A 19,469-nucleotide genomic window follows, 5' to 3' on the forward strand; every position below is an offset into this window, starting at 1 on the left:
GCAAACGGTTTCCCAACCACCCCGATGTCACCCGATCGGACTAGTGGAGCTCCGGCAGGACGTCGCTCGCGAGCTGCTCCAGGACGGCTTCCCGGCCCTCGTACGGCGACGACGACCGCGGCCAGTGCGAGATGACGTCGGTGAAGCCCAGCTCCTGCGCCCGGCCCACGGCGTCGCGGAACGCCTCCACGCTGCTCAGCGAGAACACCGGCGACGCGTCCAGGCTGAGGTACCGGTGGATGCTCGCCCGCTCGCGGCCCGCGGCGTCCAGCCGCTGGTCGAACACCTCCGTGAGCTCCCCGATCCCGCGCCACCACTCGCCGGCGGTCTCGCCGCCCTTGCCGGTCGTGACCCAGCCCGCGCCGAAGCGCGCGGCGAGGGTCATCGTGCGCGGGCCGTTCGCCGCGACGACGAACGGCAGCCGGGGCCGCTGGACCGGGCCCGGCAGGTTGCGGGCCTCGCGGGCCCGGTAGTACTCGCCGTCGAAGTCGAACTTGTCGGTCATCAGCAGCCCGTCGAGGGCCTCGACGAACTCGGTGAAGCGGTCGACGCGCTGCTTGGCCGTCAGCTCGGGGCCGCCGAGCACGGCGGCGTCGTAGCGGAGGTGGTCGACGCCCGCACCGACGCCGAGGACGAACCGGCCGTCCGAGATGTCGTCGAGGGTGTTCAGTTCGCGCATGAAGGGCACGGGGTGCCGGGCCACCGGGGACGCCACGAACGTGCCCAGCCGGATCCGCGACGTCACCATCGCCGCCGCGGTCAGGGTCGGGATCGCGGAGAACCACGGGCCGTCGACCAGGGTGCGCCAGCCCAGGTGGTCGTAGGTCCAGGCGTGGTCGAAGCCGTACTCCTCGGCGGCGCGCCACTTCGGCTCGGCGGCCCACCAACGATCTTCCGGAAGAATCACGATGCCTACTCGCACAGGACGGAAAGTAACAGTGCAGCGAAGCTTCTCCGTTGAGGGTGGTGGCGGGGAGGAAGGCGGAGCGATCGGTCGCCACCGGCTGTCGCACGGACGGGAACGGCTTCCCCCGAACGAGTCAGGGACAATGGGTGGGTGGAGAGACCCCAGTTGATCGCGTCCGACGTCGACGGCACCCTGCTCGGCCCCTCCGAATCCCTGTCCGACCGCACGATCGCCACCGTCCGCCGGGCGATCGAGGCCGGCGTCCCGTTCGTGCTGGCCAGCGGCCGGCCGCCGCGGTGGATCGCCCCGATCGCGAAGCCGCTCGAGCTCACCGGGTACGCGGTGTGCGCGAACGGCGCGGTGCTCTACGACTGCGGCCGCGAAGAGATCGTCGAGGTGCACGGCCTGCTCCAGCCGACGCTGCTGCACGACATCGCGCACGCGCTCGACAAGGCGCTGCCCGGCTGCCGGCTCGCCACCGAGCGGGTCAGCACCGGCGCGGTCGACCACGACATGCGCAACTTCGTGATCGAGCCGGACTACCACAACCCGTGGGGCGACGGCGAAGGCCGCACCGGGCCGCGCGCCGAGGTGCTCGGGCACCCCGCGATCAAGCTGCTGGTCAGCCACCGCGGCATGGCGTCCCAGGAGATGGCGGACGCGGTGAACGCGCTGTTCGACCGGGACGTCGACGTGACGTACTCGTCATCGGGCGGGCTGGTCGAGCTGTCCGCGCACGGCATCACCAAGGCGACGGGCCTCGCCGACGTCGCCAAGCGGCTGGACGTCGATCCCGAGCGGGTGATCGCCTTCGGCGACATGCCCAACGACGTCGAGATGCTCCGCTGGGCCGGGCACGGCGTCGCGATGGCGAACGGGCACCCGCAGGCGCAGGCCGTGGCCGACGAGATCACCGGGCCGGCCGGCGAGGACGGTGTCGCGCAGGTCCTCGAGCGCTGGTTCTAGCGTTCTATCCGTCTTGCGGGGGTCCGGGTGGCGGAGCCCCCGGCCGGGGCGAAGCCCCCGGTGTCACCGCCGGTCGAGCTCGGCCGCTTCGGCCGGGGTCGGGGCCGTGCCGCCCAGGTGCGCGGGCAGCCACCAGCGTTCCTCGTCGGACGCGGGCTGGTCGGGGTACTCGGCCTGGGCGCGGTCCAGCAGCGCGCTCATCCGGGTGCGCAGCTCCTTCGTGACGACGTCCCAGTCGTCGCCCTTCGCCGGGTGCATCGGCTCGCCGACGAGGATCGAGACCGGCACGTGCCGCCGGGTCAGGTCCTTCGGGCGGCCCTTGGTCCACAGCCGCTGGGTGCCCCACAGCGCCATCGGCACGACCGGGACGCCGGCCGCCGCGGCCATCCGGACCGCACCCGACTTGATGTCCTTGACGGTGAACGACCGGCTGATGGTGGCCTCGGGGAAGACGCCGACGACCTCGCCGGCCTGCAGCTTTGCCAGCGCCTCGCGGTAGGAGGCGAGCCCGGCGGAGCGGTCGACGGAGATGTGGTGCATCCCGCGCATCAGCGGCCCGGCGATCTTGTTGTCGAAGATCTCCTTCTTCGCCATGAACCGCGTCAGCCGCTTGGCCGGACGGGCGCCGAGGCCGCAGAAGATGAAGTCCAGGTAGCTGATGTGGTTGCACGCGATGACCGCGCCGCCGCGGCGCGGGATGTGCTCCGCGCCCTCGATCCGGATGCGGTTGTCGAGTACCCGGAACATCGTCCGGGCCGCCGCGATCACGGGCGGGTACACCAGGTCGGCCATCCGGCAAGGTTACGGGACCGTAGGTTGTTGACCGCCGTTCAGCGGGGAAGAACACAACGCGGGCGAACTCACACGGGGGACCCGAGGGATGGCCAGGACCACCGCGACCAGGATCGCGAACAGCGCGACCGACTGGTGCTTGATGCCCTCGATGCCGTCGCCCAGCGCCGCCGCGCCGAACTGCGTCACCGAGACCGCGAGCAGGAACGCCGCCGCGACGCCGGGCGCGGTCCGTCGCCGTGACCAGGCGCGGGCCAGCACGAACAGCCAGATCGGCACCAGCGCGAACAGCCCGAGCGGGGCGATCAGGCCGGTCAGCCACGACACGACCGGCACCCGGTGCTCCTGCGCGTGCGGCGGGAACCCGGCGTTCTCGTCGAAGCTGCCGAGGTAGTCCGGCCGCGCGGTGAGCTGGTCGGTCGCGGCGCGGTCGAGCACTTCCAGGGTGCGGCCGGGATGGGTCGCGAAGTAGGTCACGACGTTCCGGCGGCTGATCTGGTCGCGGTACCGCGGGTACAACGGGTCCATCGTGGCCGGGTGCGGGTGCCACCAGCCGTTGCCCGCGTACTGCGCGAACGACGGCGGCAGCCCGAGCTCGGCGAGGTCGGCCTGCGTGTCGTGCCTGCCGTCGACGATGTTGAGGAAGATCGAGTTGAAGACGTTGATCTCGCGGGAGTCGTCGCCCGGGAAGCCGCTGTACGTGCCGTCGGGCGCGCGGGCGGGCTCGACGCTCTGCTGCGCGTAGAGCGTGACGGCCCCGATCGCGCCGATGACCAGCGCGGCCGACGCCCACCGCCGAGCACCCCGCAGCGTGCCCGGCCGGACCAGCAGGATCGCCACCGCGAGGATCGGCAGGATGGTGAGCGTCTGCACCTTGGCGTTGACCGCCAGGACGCCGCCCGCGAAGGTCACGGCCATGCCCGCGTAGCTCCACGGGCCCTCGCGCGCGGTCAGGAGCAGGCCGCCGACGGCGAGCAGCAGGCCGAGGAAGGCCGCGCCCTCGCCGAGGATCGCCGCGAAGTACCCGAAGAAGGCCGAGTCCGCGACGACCAGCAGGAGCCCGGCGGCCACGAACAGCCGCGTCCGGCGCGGGTACGGCAGGCCGAGCACGATGGCCGTGACCGCCGCGGCCGCGATGACGCTGCTCAGCAGGCCCAGGATGACGAGGCTCAACGTGCCCGGCAGGCCGGTCAGCCGTCCGATCCGGACGGCGAGGTCCGCGAGCCAGCTCTGCGTCAGCAGGTACGTCGGGCGGCACGGCGCCGCCGGGGTGGGCGCGTAGGTCAGGTGGACGAACGGCTCGGGCAGGCCCTTCCAGGTGATCCCGGCGCCGCACAGCACGCGGCCGCCGTCGCCGTTGTTGGACATCGCGATCGGCCGCGGCACCAGGAACCGCACCACGAACAGCGCGAGCGACGCGCCGAACACCCCGACCCCGAGCCGCAGTGGGACGCCCAGCTGCCGGTCGGGGGCCTCGAGCTTCACGAAGGACAGCGTACGTAGCGGAAGTCCGGACCCTTGTCGAGGTCGGCGACCAGCGAATTCGCCTGTTCGGCGCGCGGGTACACCGAGACCCAGTACGGCGTGCCGACGCGGCGGAAGGTCGCCACCTCGTACCTGCCCGCGTACACCGGGTCGATCGCGCAGTGCTGGCTGTCGGCGTAGCCGCCGTCGGCGGGCACGGCGACCGTCGGGCGGCGGCCGTTGACGACGTAGTCGTAGTCGGTCGCGACCCCGCCGTCGTGCCGCCCTTCGCGGGCGATGTGGTCGTCGGTGCGGCCGAAGACGTCGATGATGAGCAGCTGGCTGCCCTGGGCGGCGAGCGCTCCGGGCGCGGCGGTGCTGACCACCGACCCGGGCGGCAGGTAGTCGCCCAGCCAGCCGCCGATCTCGGCGAGTTCGGTGCCGTGCGCGTGCCAGTCGCGCACCCGGTCCAGCATTTCGGGGCTGAACACCGAGACGAGGATCGCGACGCCGGCCACCCCGCACGCGGTCACCGGCACCAGCCGCGTGCCGGCGGGCCACGGCTTCGGCCGCGGTGACGGCTTCTCCGCGACCCCGGCGGTCAGCACGCCGTACGTCCCCGCCGCGGCGACGGCGAGCAGCGGCGGCAGCGGGGCCAGCAGGCGCCACGACGGGCCGGGGTCGCCGCCGATGAGCACCGCGGCCGCGGCCAGCCCGGCCGCCATCGCGAACAGCAGCCAGAGCAGTGCCCGGGTCTCGAACGCGGTGGCAACCGGGGCCTCGCCCCGGGCCGGCGGCTCCGCCACCCGCAGCGCGCGCACCGTGGCCCCCGGAGCCTCACGGAATGCAGCTGCGCCGACCGGGGCCTTGGTGCGGCGCAGCACCAGCGCGACCGCGGCGACCAGGCCTAGCAGCAGGAAACCCTGGTGCGCCAGCGCGAACCCGGACAGGTAGGGCCAGCCGGCGGCGAGGTGCTCGCCGAACGGGCCGCCGAGTTTCGCGGCCAGCGGCGCGGGCACGAAGTGCTGGTAGAACGTGGCTCGCCAGGCCAGCCGCGGGATCAGGAAGACCAGCGCGCCCAGCGCGTACCCCACCGGCGCCCACCAGCTGTGCTTTTCCCCGGCCGCGGCGCCGGCCAGCCACAGCCCGGCCAGCACGGCGACGACCAGGCCTTCCGGGCTGGTCATGACGGCGAAGGCGACGAGCACCCCGGCCACCACCGGGCGGCGCGCGGCGAGCGAGTAGCCGACGGCGAGGACGAGCAGCACGAACAGCGGGACTTCCGAGCCCGACGCCCCATACGTGGCGAGCCCGCCGGCGCCGGCAGTGAGGACCGCGGCGGCCACCCCGATCGCGGGCCGCGGCTCGGCGCCGGCCGGTGCGGCCGCGGCGGCGATCCGGTTGGCCAGGAAGCAGGACAGGAGCACGCAGCCGAGCGCGGCGAGCACCCCGAGGAAGACGGCCGTGGCGCGGATGTCGGCGCCGAACGCCGCGCGCGGCAGGGCGACCAGCACGAGCCAGAGGAAGTTCGTGTACCCCTCGACGCGTTCGCCGGGGTTGAAGACCGGGCCGTTGCCGTCGGCGATGTTCTGCGCGTAGCGGAAGGTGACGAGCGCGTCCTCGGTGACGGTCGCGAACAGCAGCTGGTGCAGCAGGGAGAGGCCGAGCGTGAGAGCGAGGACGACGCCGCGCCAGCCGCGGTCGGTGTCCAGGCGGGGCCAGGTCAGCACCACGATCGCGGCGACGACCAGCCACGCCACCACGACCGCGTAGACCACCCGGCCCCCTCACGTCGTCACCGCACCTGTCCGCCCGCGCCAGGTTATCGACCAGCGGCGGCGGGGCGTTTCCCGTGGGCCGGCCGCGTGCCCCGATCGGGAGGGATCGCCTCGCCGGCGACAGTCAAGCAGCCCGGTCCGCTCGTCGACATAACCCGATCGAGTGTTGTCCACAGGGGCACCCCACTTGTGGACAACTTGTGGACAGTGCGGAGCCGGTTTCTCAGGCGGCGGGGACCGCCGGGCGGGCCGAGCGGGCCACGACGGCCGCGAAGCCCGCCGTCAGGAGGTCGGCCACCGTGAACATCACCCGCGAGGCCACCGCGAACGCCGTGGCCTGGCCGACCGTCAGGCCGCTGGCCGTCAGGACCGCGACCTGGGCCACTTCGCGGACGCCGACTCCGCTCGGGAGGATGAACGCGAACGTGCCGACCGTCATCGCCACGGCCATCGCGCCCACGCACAGCACGAACCCGCCGAGGCCCGGCGTACCCACCGAGTTGGCCAGCAGCCACAGGTGGACGCCCTGCAGGCACCACGCCGCCGTCGAGGCGCCGAACACCTTGCCGATCACCTTCCAGCCCAGCGGGTGGGCCAGCGGCGGGCGGCGGAGGATCCGCAGGACCAGCGAGGTGCCCCAGGTGAGGATCTTCGGGTGCAGCATGGCCAGGCCGAGCGGGATGAGCACGAACAGCCACAGCGCGCGCGGGCTGTTGCTGAACACCGCCGGCGCCGCCAGCAGCGACACCACCAGCGCCGAGACCACGCCCACGCCGAGCTGGATCAGCGAGCCGGTGAAGATGCGAGCGCGGGCCAAGCCCGCCTTGCGGCCCAGCTCCATCTGCAGCAGGTACGCCCAGACCGAGCCCGGCACGTACTTGCCGAGCGAGCCGACCAGGCAGATCTGGGCGCCGCGGGCGTAGCCGATCGGCTCGCCGAGGTCGTCGACCATCATCTGCCAGCCCCAGGTGGACACGAGGATGGCCGCGACCAGGGCGACCAGGCTCAGCAGGGACGACTGCCAGGCGACGTCACGCAGGGTGTGCCAGAACTCGCCCCAGTTGGCCGCCAGCTGCTTCGCCGCGAAGCCGATGACCAGCACGATCGCGACCCACCGGACGACGTCGAGGATCTTCGCCCGGGTGGTCTTCGGCTGCTTGCCGGCCGCCGGCGGGTCCTCAACGGTCGTCATCGACGCTCTCCTCAGGCCTGCACTGTGACCAGGCGGCTGAACTCGGAGAGCAGATCGTAGCCGTCCCAGACCGCGGAGAAAGTCAGGGCGGAGCCGAACGGCACGATCCGGTCGACGCCGCGGCCCGCGAGCTCGTGCGCGAACGTCGTCAGCTCGTCGGCGGTGAAGCCGAACTGGCTGACCGTCTGGTCCTTCCGGAGCACGATCGGCACCAGCTCGGCCAGCGAGGACACGCGCGCGTTGGCGAACGTGCCGGCGCCCAGCCACTCGCGCGGCAGCACCGCCGGGTCGGCCAGCTCGAGCGTCGCCAGCCCGTTGCCCTGGAACGCGATCTCCTTGACCAGCCCGTCGACCGCCGCGCCGTAGGCCGAGACGCGCTTCTGGACCGCCATCGCGGGCTCGGTGACGTGCTGTTTCGTCTCCAGCACCGCCGCCAGCAGCGTGCGGAATTCCTGGCCCGCGGCCCGGGCACCGGGCTCGTCGCCGACCCAGAACACCGCGCGCGGCGACGAGCAGGCGGCCTGGTCGAACCAGTACGAGTCGTTGTAGAAGCCCTCGGCGGCCGCGCGCCGCTCTTCGGCGGACGCGCGCTGCCACCCCGCCACGGACGCGACGGCGAAGGAGGAGCGGTCCGGGAAGGTCAGGTCACGCGCGTGCGGGGCGAGGGGGTACTTGCGCAGCGCCGCGACCGAGGCGTCGCCGCCCCAGATGACCCGCAGGTCGGCGGCCAGGGACAGGGCGCCGCTCACCTCGTCGCTGCGGTCGTAGGTGACCATCCGCTGGGTCGCCGTGATGGCCGCCGCCGTGTCCGGGTCCACCTCGGACAGCGCCGCGTTCAGCGCTTCCAGCACCGCCTCGGCGGCCCCGGCCGAGCGCGACGAGACGCGCACGACGTTGTGGTTGCCCGCCAGCGCGGACAGCGCCCAGGAGTAGACGAAGATCGTGTCGACGTTCGCCGGCGGCACGTGGAACACCAGCCCGCGCGGGAACCGCAGAGCGTGCCCCGAAGTGTCCAGTGTGGACAACGCCTTGGCGATTTCGCCCTTGCGGAGGAAGAAGCCGAGCGACGCCAGCTCCGGGAACCGGCGCGCGGTGGCCGGGGCCAGCAGCTTGCGGGCGAACTTCGTCACGAACTCGACGATCCGCGGGTCGCCGACGCGCAACCGGCCGCCCGGCGGTTCGGCGCGCAGCCGGTCCACCAGGTCCGTGACGGAAACCGCCGGAGCAGCGGGGAACCGCTGGGTCAGGGAAGTCACGCCGCCGCTCCCGAGAACGTGTCCGAGCACCCGCGGGCCTCGGCCTTGGGCAGCCGGCCCAGCACGGAAAAGTGCTTGCCCGGCCAGTCACCGTCGTCGATGCCGTTGTAGACACCGAGGTCTTCGGTCAGCAGCACGTGCCCCGGGTAGGACCGCGGCAGCGTCGAGACGACCTCGATCACGCCCGGCTCCCCGACCGGCTGCTCTTCCCACGTCTCCGGGTTCCGGATCACGACGTCGGCGAAGTCCGGGCAGTACAACGAGTTCCCGGACGGTCCTTCGAGGAACACCGTGCCGATCTGCTCGATCATCCCGTAGTAGTTGTGGATCCGGGTGAGCCCGGTGTCCTCCTTGAACCGCCGCCGGAACTCGGTGTTGTCCACCGCCCGGTCGATCAGCTTCTTCCAGCCGCCGCTGTGGATCAGGATGCCGTTCGACAGGTCGAGCCCGTGGTCCCGCGCGACTTCGTAGAGGTACAGCCACACCATGAACGTGAAGCCGAAGATCAGGAAGGGCTTGTCGCCGTACTCGGCCAGGAACTTCTTGACCGCTTCGACGTCCGGCTGGTCGTTCTCGTCGAGCACGTACGTGTGCTTGCGGCCGAAGTTCGCCATGCCGAGCACGCCCGCACCGCGCGCGGAGAACGAGCGGCGGTTCTTGATGATGCCGATCGTGTCCACCATCAACATCGGCAGGCGCTCGCCGCCGAGGACCTCCTGCAGCGTCGCGCCCAGCTGCTTGGTCTGCGCGCCCGCCGCCTCCTTGTCCAGGTAGATCCGGGACGCGCCGGCGCCGGTGGTGCCCGACGACGTCAGGGTCTTGAAGACCTCGCTGTCCGGGACCGACTTCAGGTCGTGGGTCTTGAACATGCGCACCGGCAGCCACGGCAGCTCGGCGATCGAGCCGAACGCCGCGTCCGGCGCGATCCCCAGGGACGACAGAATCCGCTCGTAGCCTTCGGAGTTCGCCCGGTGGTGAGCCGTGAGGTCCACGAGCTCGGGCAGCAGCAAGGCCTCCCGGTCGGCCTGCGACCGTGTGAACACGCTCATACCCGCCCCTCCAGGGTCCGGTAGTCGATCTTGCCGCTGGCCAGCAGCGGCACGGTGTCGATCGGGCGGACGTCGAACCCGCTGGCGTGCAGGTGCAGCCGCTCGGCCAGCGCCCGCGAGGCGTCCTTGCAGATGCCGGAGTCCGCCCCTTCGGCGAACAGCACGACCTTGTCGCCGGCGGCCACCGCGGCCACCACGTCGATCCCCACCGCCGCCGTGCGCACGGCCTGCTCGAGGTCGTCGAGGCTCACCCGGTTGCCGAACACCTTGCCGATGCGCTTGAGCCGGCCGGTGATGAACAGGTACCCCTCTTCGTCGAGGTACCCGAGGTCACCGGTGGCGAGCACGCCGCCGTGTTCGTCGCCCTTGGCCAGTCCGGACTCGTCGTCCGCATAGCCCATCATCACGTTGGGCCCACGGTAGACGACCTCACCGACGATTTTCGGGTGCGTGGTCTCCGAGCCGTCGTCCCGGCGCACCGAGAACTTCCCGCCGGGCAGCGCCGGCCCGGCGGAACCGAGCTTTTCGGCCAGCCGTTCGGCGGGCACCGTCGTCATCCGCGGCGACGCCTCGGTCTGGCCGTACATCACGTACATCCGGCCGCCGACGGCGAGCATCTTCTCGTTGAACTCGGCGATCAGGTCGTCGCGCAGCTTCCCGCCGGCCTGCGTCAGCGTCCGCAGCGTCGGGTACTTCGCGGGGTCGAACTTGAGCCGCCGCAGCATTTCGTAGTGGTACGGCACGCCCGAGAGGGACGTGACGCCGTAGGTGTTCACCGCGTCCCAGAAGCCGCGGCCGAGCACGCCGGACGGCTCGATCACGACGGTCGCGTCCCGCACCAGGTGCGAGTTCAGCACCGACAGGCCGTAGCTGTAGTGCAGCGGCAGGCAGGTCGGCGCGACCTCGTCGGCGTCGATGTGCAGCACCTGCGCGATGGCGTCGGCGTTGGCCAGGATCGCCTGCCGCGACAGCCGGACGAGCTTCGGGTTGCCGGTCGATCCGCTGGTCGGGAGCAGGACGGCGAGGTCGGGGTGCGGAGGCACGCCCTCGGCGGCGTCCCGGACCCAGTCGGAACCGCGCAGCGAATAGCCCTCCGGCGCGTCGCCCGAAGCCGACAGCACGGCCGCCGGGCGGAAGCGGGTGACCAGCCCGGCGAGCACGTCGGCGTCCAGCGCCGGGTCGATCAGCGCGATCGCCCGGCCGGACTCGAACGCGCCCAGGTAGGTCAGCACGCTCGGCAGGTCGACCGCCATCCGCGCGAACACGACGCCGACCGGCAGCGCGGCCAGCTCGTCCATCCGCTTGCCGACCCCGGCCGACAGTTCCGCGCCCGCCAGCGTGCGGCCCCCGGCCACATCGACCAGCCGGGCTCCCGCACCCAACAGCGTCACAGCACCAAGCCTCCGTCGATCCCCAGCACCTGGCCGGTGATGAACGACGCTTCGTCGCTCACCAGGAACCGGATCGCGTTCGCCACTTCTTCGGGCCGGCCGAGCCGCCCGAGCGGCGTCTTGCCGGCGTTTTCGGCCTTCGCGTCCTCGCTCAGGCCCGCGGTGAGGTCGGTCTCGATCACGCCGGGCGCGACCGCGTTGACGCGGATGCCGGACCGGCCGAGCTCCTTCGCCGCCGACTTCGCGATGTTCGCCACCGCGGCCTTCGACGCCGCGTATACGGTCTGACCAGCGCTTCCGTACTCGCCGACGATCGAGGCGAGCACCACGATCGCCCCGGTTTTCTTCCGCATCATCGCCCGGGCCGCGGCCTGGACGGTGTGCAGCGTGCCGGCGACGTTCGTGCTCAGCGTCGTGTCGACGAGGTCTTCCCTGATCATCCCGAGGAGCGCGTCCTCCATGATCCCGGCGTTCGCGACCACGATGTCCAGCCTGCCGTGCTCCTTGGCGACCCCCCTGACCAGCGAGGACACCGCTTTGGCGTCGGTGACGTCGAGGGCGAGCCCGGAGGCGCCCACGGAGGCGGCGGCCTCCTTGGCGCGGGCCTCGTCGCGGCCGGTGAGCACCACCGTCGCGCCCGCCTCGGCGAGCGCGCGGGCGGTGGCCAGGCCGATCCCCCGCGTCCCGCCGGTGACGAGCGCGATGCGACCGGACAGGGCCTGATCAGTCATTCTTCGACTGGAGCTCGGTGACCATGTCCACGGCGACCTTGAAGCTCGACATGTCGATGACCTGGTCGGTGTCGAACTCGACGTCGAACTCGTCCTCGATGGCCGCGACCAGCGCCATGTGACCGACCGAGTCCCACGCCTCGATGTCGCGGTACTTCAGGTTCTCGACGTCCACGGAAGCGTCCAGGTCGAGCGCCTCGACGAAGACCTCGCGCAGCTTGGGGGCGACATCCGCCATGATCATGACTCCTAGTGCTCTTCGCGCGGGCGGGCGTCCCACGCCTTTACCAAGGTAGAGAGGTCACCCGGCAGCGTGACGTCCGGGAGACCTTCCTTGCCCTTCAGCCACGGCCCGAGGGCCTCGATCGTCTCCTCGTCGAGACCGCGGCGGGACAGCCCCACCACGTTGACGCCGGTCACGCGGGCCGGGTTGCCGACGGCGATGGTGAACGCGCCGATCTCGCGCCGCACCGCCGAGCCCATCCCGATCATCGCGCCGGGGCCGATCACGACCTTCTGGTGCAGGATCGCGCCCATGCCGAGGTTCGCGCCGTCCCAGATGTGGCAGTGGCCACCCGTGACGGCGTTGGAGGCGATGGTCACGCCGTCGCCGACCAGGCAGTCGTGCGCGATGTGGGAGTTGCGGAGGTAGTAGCCGTCGCTGCCGACGGTCGTTGTCCGCCAGGTCCCTTGGTGGACACTCACGTACTCGCGGATCCGGTTGCGGCTGCCGATGACGACCCCGTGGCCATCGTGATCGGGGTCACCGGTCGGCGACTCCGCCCAGGCCGCGGGGTGCGGACGGCCGCGGTCCTCGCCGGGCGTGCCGATCGTCACGTGCGGGCCGATCCAGTTGCCGTCGCCGATGCGGGTGGGCCCGGCGATCACCGCGAACGGCCCGATGACGTTGTCCTCGCCGAGCTCGACGCCTTCGCCGATGACGGCGGTCGGGTGGATGCGGTTGGCCACGGGTGGTCGTCCGTTCGTCGGCGGCTGGGTACTGGGCGTGCTGCCGCGCCCGGTAACGTGTGGCCCGCGTTGCTGCAGGGCGGCCGGGCGCAGAACCGGCGGCTCACTGTACCGGACGCGCCGAAATCGCCTGCCGAGAGAGACTGCCCATGATCCCCATCACTGTGGTCGACGTCCGCGACGCGGAGGACCTCGTCGTCGAGGTGCTGCGCTCCGGCGCCATCGCACAGGGACCGATGGTCAAGCGCTTCGAAGACGCCTTCGCGGCGGTCTCCGGGACGAAGCACGCGATCGCGGTCAACAACGGGACCACCGCGCTGGTCGCCGCCCTCCAGGTGCTCGACCTGCAGCCGGGTGACGAGGTCATCACCTCGCCGTTCACCTTCGTGGCGACGCTGAACGCGATCCTCGAGGCCGGCGCGACCGTCCGCTTCGCCGACATCCGGCGCGACGACTTCGCGATCGACCCCGACGCCGTGGCCAAGGCCGTGACGGACCGCACGAAGGTGCTCATGCCGGTGCACCTCTACGGCCAGACCGCGGACATGGGCAAGCTCGCCCCGCTGGCCGCCGAGCGCGGCCTGCAGGTGATCGAGGACTCGGCGCAGGCCGTCGGGGCCTCGTTCGAAGGCAAGCCGGCCGGTTCCTTCGGCATCGGCTGCTTCTCGCTGTACGCGACGAAGAACATCACCACCGCCGAGGGCGGGGTCATCACCACGGACGACGACGCGCTGGCCGACAAGCTGCGCGTGCTGCGCAACCAGGGCATGCGCGCCCGGTACCAGTACGAGGTCGCCGGCCACAACTACCGGATGACCGACCTGCACGCCGCCGTCGGCATCCCGCAGCTGGCGAAGCTCGACCAGCTGACCGCCGCGCGCCAGGCGAACGCGAAGCGCCTGTCCGAGGGCCTCGCCGGCACGCCGGGCCTCGAGGTGCCGAAGGTGCTGCCGGGCCGCGAGCACGTGTGGCACCAGTACACGGTCCTGGTCGGCCCGCACGCGTTCCTTTCGCGTGACGAACTCGCCGCGGCGCTCACCGAGCGCGGCATCGGCAACGGCATCTACTACCCCAAGATCGTCTTCGACTACGACTGCTACGCCGGGCACGACCTGATCCCGGGCGCGCGCGTCGAGGACTTCCCGGTCGCGAAGTCGGTCGCCGAGCAGGCGCTGTCGCTGCCGGTGCACCCGCACCTGACCGAGTCCGACCTGGACACCATCATCGAAACCGTTCGCGAGGTACTGGGCGCATGACGCATCGGATCGCTCTTGTCGGTACCGGGAACATGGGTTCCCTCCACGCCCGCGTGCTCGCCGGCAACGAGCGCGTCGACCTGGTCCGCGTGATCGATCCGCGCGAGGAAGCGGGCAAGACCGTCGCCGACCGGTACGAAACGCAGTGGACGCCGGAGATCGGCGAGCTGTCCGATGTGGACGCCGTGGTGCTCGCGTCGGCCACCGAGGTGCACTACGACCTGGCGCAGGAGATCTTCCGCCAGGGCAAGCCGATGCTGGTCGAGAAGCCGGTCTGCAACAGCTTCGAGAAGTCCCAGGAAATCGTCGCGCTGTCGGCGAAGAACGACATCCCGCTGATGTGCGGGCTGCTGGAGCGCTACAACCCGGCGGTCATGACCGCGCGGGCGCTGGTGCAGGAGCCGATCCACCTGATGGCCCGCCGCCACGGCCCGTACGCGCCGCGGATCAAGACCGGCGTCGCGTGGGACCTGCTGGTGCACGACGTCGACCTGGCGATCCAGTTCTTCGGCGGGGCGACGCCCTCGCGCGTGACGTCCGGCGCGGGCTACTTCCACCCGCAGTCGGTCGAGGGCGCCGAGGACACCATCGAGACGGTGCTGTCGTTCCCGACCGGCCTGGCCACGGTCTCGGCGTCCCGGCTGGGGCAGCGGAAGGTCCGGTCGCTGATGGTGTCGGAGCTCGACCGGCTGATCGAGATCGACCTGCTGCGCCGCGACGTCACGATCTACCGGCACGTCTCGCACGACTCGGTCACCCCGGACGGCCTCGGCTACCGGCAGCAGACGGTCATCGAGATCCCGGAGCTCGTCACGGCCCGCGAGCCGCTCGCCACCCAGCTGGACCGCTTCTGCGACCTGCTCGAGGGCAAGATCGACGCCGCCACCGAGCGCGACCTCATCCTGCCCTCGCACCACGTCGTCGAGCAGGTCCTGACGCAGGCCACTGCTTAGCTCACACCGCTTAGCTCACCGGCACCGGGAACGCGGCCGGGCTCCGGCGACCGCCGGGGCCCACCGCGCGGACGCCGAAGAAGACGTTGTCCTTGGACAGGTCGATCTTCGCCGTCAGCGCGGGGCCGACGTCGATGGCGTGCGTCCAGTCCGGGGCCGTCGTCTCGCGCCAGACGACCTCGTAGCTCGTCGCGCCCGGGGTGGCGGTCCAGAGCAGCTCGGAGTCGTTGGTCAGCGCCGCCGTGCGGATTTTGACGCCCTTCGGGGTGCCCGGTGCGGTGGCGAGCGACCACAGCGCGGCGCCGTTCACCCGGGCGACCCGCGCGATGAACGGGAAGTCGCAGAACTCCGGCAGGTCGCCGTACCGGACGCCGTTTTCGACGCGGACGTCCTGGTGCTGGTGCGCGAAGTCCTCGTTCGGCTCGGTGAACCGCGCCGCCGGGTAACCCTGCTCCAGGAAGCCGATGTGGTCGCCGCCGCGCAGGTAGCGGTCGCGGCGGTAGATCACGCGGACCGTCATGCCGGTGGCGTCGTTCTCCGCCACGGACTTGACGAACCGCGCCAGCTGCCGGGGCGGTGAGTCGTTCTCGCCGCCGATGCTGCGGCGCAGGTTCGCCTCGGCCGGCGTTTCCGCGGTCGGGACGCCCTCGGCGAAGAGGCGGATCGTGCGCGGATCGCGCGTGCCGTCGTCCGCGCGGCTCGAGCCGACGATGTCGTCGGTGAACATCGCCTGGACGTCGGTGCCGGCCGCCTTGAACTGCTGCGCCATGAACCGCGAGCCGTACAGGCCCTGCTCTTCGCCCGCGACGGCCGCGAAGACGATCGTGGCGGCCGGCTGCCGCGTCGACAGCACCCGGGCCAGCTCCAGGGCCACCGCGACGCCCGAAGCGTCGTCGTCGGCCCCCGGCGCGTCCCCGGTGAAGTCCATGACGTCGCTGCGGCGCGAGTCGTAGTGCCCCGAAACGACGTACACCCGGCCGGGATCGGTGGACCCGTGCAGCGTCGCGACGACGTTGGTGATCGTCGTCGGCACCGGGATCCGGTCGGCGGGCGGCTGGACGTACGACTGCAGCGCGACGCTCAGCCGTCCCCCGGAAGCCGCGGCGACCTGCTGAAACTGGGCGAAGAGCCAGTCACGGGCCGCGCCGATGCCGCGGGCCGGGTCGTCTTGGGCGGACAGCGTGTGCCGGGTGCCGAACGCGGCCAGCCGCCGCACGGTCGCTTCGATCCGCCGTTCGTCGACCTGGCGGAGCAGGGCGCGCAGCTCCGCGTCGGGATGCTGCGGGCGGACGGGGAACCCGGGCCCGCGGTCGCCGAGTTCGGTGGCACCGGCCGGAACGGCGGCCACCATGCCGAGCGCGGCCGATGCGGTGAGGAACGCTCGTCGAGAGGTCACGTTTCCCGTCTTACGCCCGGGCCGGGTGGGCGGGTACCGCCTACTTGGTGAGCCGCCTGCCGTCGGCGTCGTAGGCGATCAGCGGCGTCAGGACGGCGGAGTCCGGGACGGCGGCGGGGTCGAACCAGAAGAACACGACGTTCGGGTCCGCGGTCCACTTCGCCAGCCTGGCTTCGACGGTGACGCCGTGGACGGTCGTGGTGATCCTGGCCGCCGGGCCGGCGAAGTAGCCGAAGACCGGGATGAGCTGGTCGCGGATGACCTCGCCGCCGTCGGTGGCGTGGAAGCCGAACGACCGGTCCGAGCCGCGGAACTCGTTCGCCATCAGCAGGGACTGGAGCGAAGTCGCGGACCGCAAGCCGGCCACCAGGCCGAAGCGGACGCCCGGCAGCTCCGGCGCGTCGACGGCCCGCGCGTAGAAGACCAGCTCACCGGCCGCGGTGCGGATGCCGGTGCCGACGACGTCCCCGACCGGCTGGTCCTGGTCCACGGCGGGCGCCGGAGACGGCGTCGTGGCCACGGCAGGCGCCGGGGACGGCGGCTGCGCGACCGGCGCGGGCGCGGGTTGCCGCAGCTGGATGGCGAACACGACGACGAACACGACGGCGGCCGCGGCGGCGACCCCGGCCGAGCCGGTCAGCAGGCGGCGCCGGCGCCGCAGGCGCGCGCCGTCGGCCATGATCTTGGCCAGGTCGGGCTCGGCGAAGGGCTCCTCGGGCGGCTGCCGGAGGGCGGCGCGGAGGTCGTCGAGCTCGTTCACCGCCCGCTCCTCCCGATCACCGTGTCCGCCTCGACCCGCAGTTTGGCCAGCGCCCGTGAGTTCGTGCTCTTCACGGTACCCACGGAAACGCCGAGCTCACGGGCCACGTCGGCCTCCGGCAGGTCGAAGAAGTGCCGGAGCACGACGACCGCGCGTTCCCGGTCGGTGAGCGTCTTCAGCACCGCGGTGAGCCACGCCCGCTGGGTGACGGCCGTGCCGACGTCGAGGCGGTCGTGCTGCTCGGGGATGGTCTCGGTGGCGTGTTCGCGGATCGGCCGCCGCCAGCCGTCGATGACGTGGTTCACCAGGACGGTCCGGGCGTAGCCGTAGGCGTCCTTGTGCCGCACCCGCGACCAGGCGGCGTAGGTGCGGGTGAAGGCGGTCTGGGCGGCGTCCTCGGCCTGGTGGCGGTCCCCGGTGAGCAGGAACGCGGCGTGGGTGAGCCGGGCCGAGGACGCGCGCACGAACTCCGCGAACTCCTCGTCGCCCCGCGCCATGGGTCACCTCGTTCCGTCGTTCCCTGCGACGGCCGAAGCGGCGGAAGGTTGCTTCGCGCGGCACGGTGGTCCAGCTATCGAAACGTTGCGTAACCGATATCTCGCGCTGGGTCACTGAGTACTAGATTGGCCTGCGTACGGAACGTGCGGCTCCGTGCGGAGGACTTCACCGCCGGGAGGCCCGGGCGGTTTTCACGACGGCGGCACCGGCGTCCGGCGCCGGTGCCGCCGTCATCCAAAGCAGCTGCCGTCGAGCGGCTCACTCCGGGAAATCACCCGAGGGCGCGCCCCAGCCGGCCGCGTCTCCGCCGCGTTCCTCCGCGATCGCCCGCCGCCGGGCGTTTTCCGCCCGCACCCGCTCCACTTCGGACTGGATGTACTCCTCGTCGTACCGCTGGAACACCCGGGCCGGGTTGCCCGCCACCAGGGTCCGCGGCGGGACGTCCTTCGCCACCACCGAGTTGGGCTGGACCGTCGCGAAGTCGCCGATCGTCACGCCCGCCATGATCACCACCAGGCCGCCGATGAAACAGCCCTTGCCGATCTTCACCGGCTTGCGCTCGATCAGGTCGCTGCCCGAGTGGTTCTGCAGCGTCATGTTCGCCAGCCAGCTCGAGTGCGTGAAGATCAGCGTGTTCAGGCCGATGCTGGTGTGCTCGCCGATCTCCAGGCCACCGCTCGCGTCCAGGGCCGCGCCCTCGCCGATCCAGCAGTGGTCGCCCATCCTGAGGTTTTCCGGGCTGATGATCTTCACGCGCTCGCGCACGCGGCACGTCGAGGGCAGCCCGTAGAACGCCGCACGCTCGGCGTCGTTCATGTACTGCGAGACGAGCTCGGTCAGGATCTGCGGGCGCAGCCGGTGGCTGCGCTCGTCATCGAAGAACATCGGCTTCCGACACCAGCTTCTCGAACGTGCGAAGGTGCTCTTCCGCCACGACGTCCAGGCCGAAGTTCGACCGCACCAGCTCGCTCTCCCGCTGCGCGATCAGCGCCCGCTTCCGCGGGTCGTCGAGCAGCTCGATCACCGTGCGCGCCACGGCATCGGCGTCGTCCGGCCGCACGAGCAGCACGTTCTCGCCGTTGCGCAGCTCGATGCCCGGGTAGTTGTCCTCGGTGACCGACGCGATCGTCGCCGTGCCGGACAGCATCGCCTCCAGGGACGCCGTCCCGCAGCCGCCGTTGAGGTCGTGCGTGACGATGTCCGCCGCCGCGAAGTACGCCGGGACGTCTTCCTTCGGCACCGCGCCCGTGACGACCAGCGCGTCCGACACCCCGAGCTCGGCGGCCCGCTTGAGGAACGCGTCGTGGTACACGCGGCCGACGACGACCACGCGCACGCCGGGGTGCTTGTCCAAAATGGACGGCAGGGCCTCGATCAGCGGCAGCCGGTTCCGCAGCGGGATGACGTGGCCGAGTGACACGATCAGCGGCGTGTCCCCGATCCCGTGCTCCGCGCGGACGTCCTTCGTCACCGGCTTCGCGAAGTGACCGGTGTCGACGGCGATCGGGAAGTACTCCGAGTTCGCGTCGCTCGTGCCGTAGCGGTCGACGCAGTAGTCGACGCCGAGCTTGTCGAGGATGACGTACCGCGGCTTCAGGTAGGCCAGGATCGGCCGCACGAGCACCGCGTCGAGCAGGCGGAACACCCCGCCGTACAGCTTGTTGTCGCTGATCAGCAGCGTGTGGATGGTCAGCAGGGCCGGGACGCCGTGGCGCCGCGCCCAGATCCCGGCCAGCCACGACAGGTCGAAGAACTGGCCGTGCAGGTGGATCGCGTCCGGCCGGAACTCGTCCAGCAGCTTCCACAGCCGCCGCCAGTTGCCCGGACGCAGCGACGCGAAGCTCATGTCGAAGTCGATCGACAGGCCGATCTGCGGCATCTTCACCGCGGGGAGGCGCACGACGCGGTAGCCGTCGCGCTCCTCCTCGGCCGGGGCCTCCCCGTACGCGGCCGTGACCGCCAGGACTTCGTGCCCGGCCGCGGCGAACTGCCCCGCCAGCGACGCCGCCATGTGCGCGCTCCCGCCCACCCGCGGCGGGAAGAAGTTGTTCACCACCGCGATGCGCATCGCACGTCCTTGGGCAGGACCCGCGACGGAGTTCATGCCGACT

19 protein-coding genes are annotated in these 19,469 nt (G+C 71.7%); 3 read left to right on the top strand and 16 right to left on the bottom strand.

Annotated features, from left to right (window positions below; translation table 11 throughout):
* Positions 1-40: 40 nt before the first annotated feature.
* A complete protein-coding gene (locus tag ACLJOU_RS01930; protein WP_410562419.1) occupies positions 41-922 on the bottom strand; it encodes an LLM class flavin-dependent oxidoreductase in 882 nt (293 codons plus the stop codon).
* Positions 923-1,072: 150 nt separating this feature from the next.
* Here ACLJOU_RS01930 and ACLJOU_RS01935 point away from each other — a divergent pair, with 150 nt between their 5' ends.
* Positions 1,073-1,873 carry an HAD family hydrolase gene (locus ACLJOU_RS01935; protein ID WP_410564663.1) on the top strand — a complete coding sequence of 267 codons (801 nt, stop codon included), beginning with the start codon at positions 1,073-1,075 and terminating at the stop codon, positions 1,871-1,873.
* Positions 1,874-1,936: 63 nt separating this feature from the next.
* Here ACLJOU_RS01935 and ACLJOU_RS01940 read toward each other — a convergent pair whose 3' ends face one another.
* The 10 genes from ACLJOU_RS01940 to ACLJOU_RS01985 form a co-directional block, all read right to left on the bottom strand.
* Positions 1,937-2,665, bottom strand: a complete 729-nt coding sequence (locus ACLJOU_RS01940; protein ID WP_410562421.1) for a lysophospholipid acyltransferase family protein — start codon at positions 2,663-2,665, stop codon at positions 1,937-1,939.
* Between the two features lie 9 nt (positions 2,666-2,674).
* Positions 2,675-4,150, bottom strand: coding sequence for a hypothetical protein (locus tag ACLJOU_RS01945; RefSeq protein WP_410562424.1), 1,476 nt, complete (start codon positions 4,148-4,150; stop codon positions 2,675-2,677).
* Positions 4,147-5,907 carry a hypothetical protein gene (locus tag ACLJOU_RS01950; protein ID WP_410562426.1) on the bottom strand — a complete coding sequence of 587 codons (1,761 nt, stop codon included), beginning with the start codon at positions 5,905-5,907 and terminating at the stop codon, positions 4,147-4,149. The genes ACLJOU_RS01945 and ACLJOU_RS01950 overlap by 4 nt, the downstream gene beginning before the upstream one ends.
* A gap of 223 nt (positions 5,908-6,130) precedes the next feature.
* The gene (locus ACLJOU_RS01955; RefSeq protein WP_410562428.1) at positions 6,131-7,099 is read right to left on the bottom strand and encodes a lysylphosphatidylglycerol synthase transmembrane domain-containing protein; all 969 of its coding nucleotides are present in this window, start codon (positions 7,097-7,099) and stop codon (positions 6,131-6,133) included.
* 11 nt (positions 7,100-7,110) lie between these two features.
* Positions 7,111-8,355 carry an acyl-CoA reductase gene (locus tag ACLJOU_RS01960; RefSeq protein WP_410562429.1) on the bottom strand — a complete coding sequence of 415 codons (1,245 nt, stop codon included), beginning with the start codon at positions 8,353-8,355 and terminating at the stop codon, positions 7,111-7,113.
* A complete protein-coding gene (locus ACLJOU_RS01965) occupies positions 8,352-9,404 on the bottom strand; it encodes an acyl-protein synthetase (RefSeq protein ID WP_410562430.1) in 1,053 nt (350 codons plus the stop codon). Before ACLJOU_RS01965 ends, ACLJOU_RS01960 begins: the two co-directional genes overlap by 4 nt.
* Positions 9,401-10,795 (bottom strand): AMP-binding protein, encoded by a 1,395-nt coding sequence (locus ACLJOU_RS01970; RefSeq protein WP_410562432.1) that lies wholly within the window; start codon positions 10,793-10,795, stop codon positions 9,401-9,403. The genes ACLJOU_RS01965 and ACLJOU_RS01970 overlap by 4 nt, the downstream gene beginning before the upstream one ends.
* The gene (locus ACLJOU_RS01975; protein ID WP_410562434.1) at positions 10,792-11,526 is read right to left on the bottom strand and encodes a glucose 1-dehydrogenase; all 735 of its coding nucleotides are present in this window, start codon (positions 11,524-11,526) and stop codon (positions 10,792-10,794) included. The genes ACLJOU_RS01970 and ACLJOU_RS01975 overlap by 4 nt, the downstream gene beginning before the upstream one ends.
* Positions 11,519-11,764, bottom strand: a complete 246-nt coding sequence (locus ACLJOU_RS01980) for an acyl carrier protein (RefSeq protein ID WP_410562436.1) — start codon at positions 11,762-11,764, stop codon at positions 11,519-11,521. Before ACLJOU_RS01980 ends, ACLJOU_RS01975 begins: the two co-directional genes overlap by 8 nt.
* 11 nt (positions 11,765-11,775) lie before the next feature.
* Complete coding sequence (locus ACLJOU_RS01985) at positions 11,776-12,495, bottom strand: UDP-N-acetylglucosamine acyltransferase (protein WP_410562439.1); 720 nt, start codon at positions 12,493-12,495, stop codon at positions 11,776-11,778.
* A gap of 149 nt (positions 12,496-12,644) precedes the next feature.
* Here ACLJOU_RS01985 and ACLJOU_RS01990 point away from each other — a divergent pair, with 149 nt between their 5' ends.
* Both ACLJOU_RS01990 and ACLJOU_RS01995 read left to right on the top strand, forming a co-directional pair.
* Positions 12,645-13,751, top strand: a complete 1,107-nt coding sequence (locus tag ACLJOU_RS01990) for a DegT/DnrJ/EryC1/StrS family aminotransferase (RefSeq protein ID WP_410562441.1) — start codon at positions 12,645-12,647, stop codon at positions 13,749-13,751.
* Positions 13,748-14,704, top strand: coding sequence for a Gfo/Idh/MocA family protein (locus ACLJOU_RS01995; RefSeq protein ID WP_410562443.1), 957 nt, complete (start codon positions 13,748-13,750; stop codon positions 14,702-14,704). Before ACLJOU_RS01990 ends, ACLJOU_RS01995 begins: the two co-directional genes overlap by 4 nt.
* 10 nt (positions 14,705-14,714) lie before the next feature.
* Here the strand turns inward: ACLJOU_RS01995 and ACLJOU_RS02000 are convergent, their stop codons facing one another.
* From ACLJOU_RS02000 to ACLJOU_RS02020, 5 genes are all read right to left on the bottom strand, one after another.
* Positions 14,715-16,055 (bottom strand): M20/M25/M40 family metallo-hydrolase, encoded by a 1,341-nt coding sequence (locus ACLJOU_RS02000; protein WP_410564665.1) that lies wholly within the window; start codon positions 16,053-16,055, stop codon positions 14,715-14,717.
* A gap of 85 nt (positions 16,056-16,140) precedes the next feature.
* Positions 16,141-16,860 (bottom strand): hypothetical protein, encoded by a 720-nt coding sequence (locus tag ACLJOU_RS02005; RefSeq protein WP_410562444.1) that lies wholly within the window; start codon positions 16,858-16,860, stop codon positions 16,141-16,143.
* A complete protein-coding gene (locus ACLJOU_RS02010; RefSeq protein WP_410562447.1) occupies positions 16,857-17,357 on the bottom strand; it encodes a SigE family RNA polymerase sigma factor in 501 nt (166 codons plus the stop codon). Before ACLJOU_RS02010 ends, ACLJOU_RS02005 begins: the two co-directional genes overlap by 4 nt.
* Positions 17,358-17,616: 259 nt before the next feature.
* A complete protein-coding gene (locus ACLJOU_RS02015) occupies positions 17,617-18,243 on the bottom strand; it encodes an acyltransferase (protein WP_410562450.1) in 627 nt (208 codons plus the stop codon).
* Entirely contained in the window at positions 18,230-19,426 is a 1,197-nt protein-coding gene (locus tag ACLJOU_RS02020; protein ID WP_410562451.1) for a glycosyltransferase family 4 protein, read from the bottom strand. The genes ACLJOU_RS02015 and ACLJOU_RS02020 overlap by 14 nt, the downstream gene beginning before the upstream one ends.
* Positions 19,427-19,469: the final 43 nt, after the last annotated feature.

This window comes from Amycolatopsis sp. cmx-4-61 (genome assembly GCF_046548775.1).
GTDB lineage: Bacteria > Actinomycetota > Actinomycetes > Mycobacteriales > Pseudonocardiaceae > Amycolatopsis.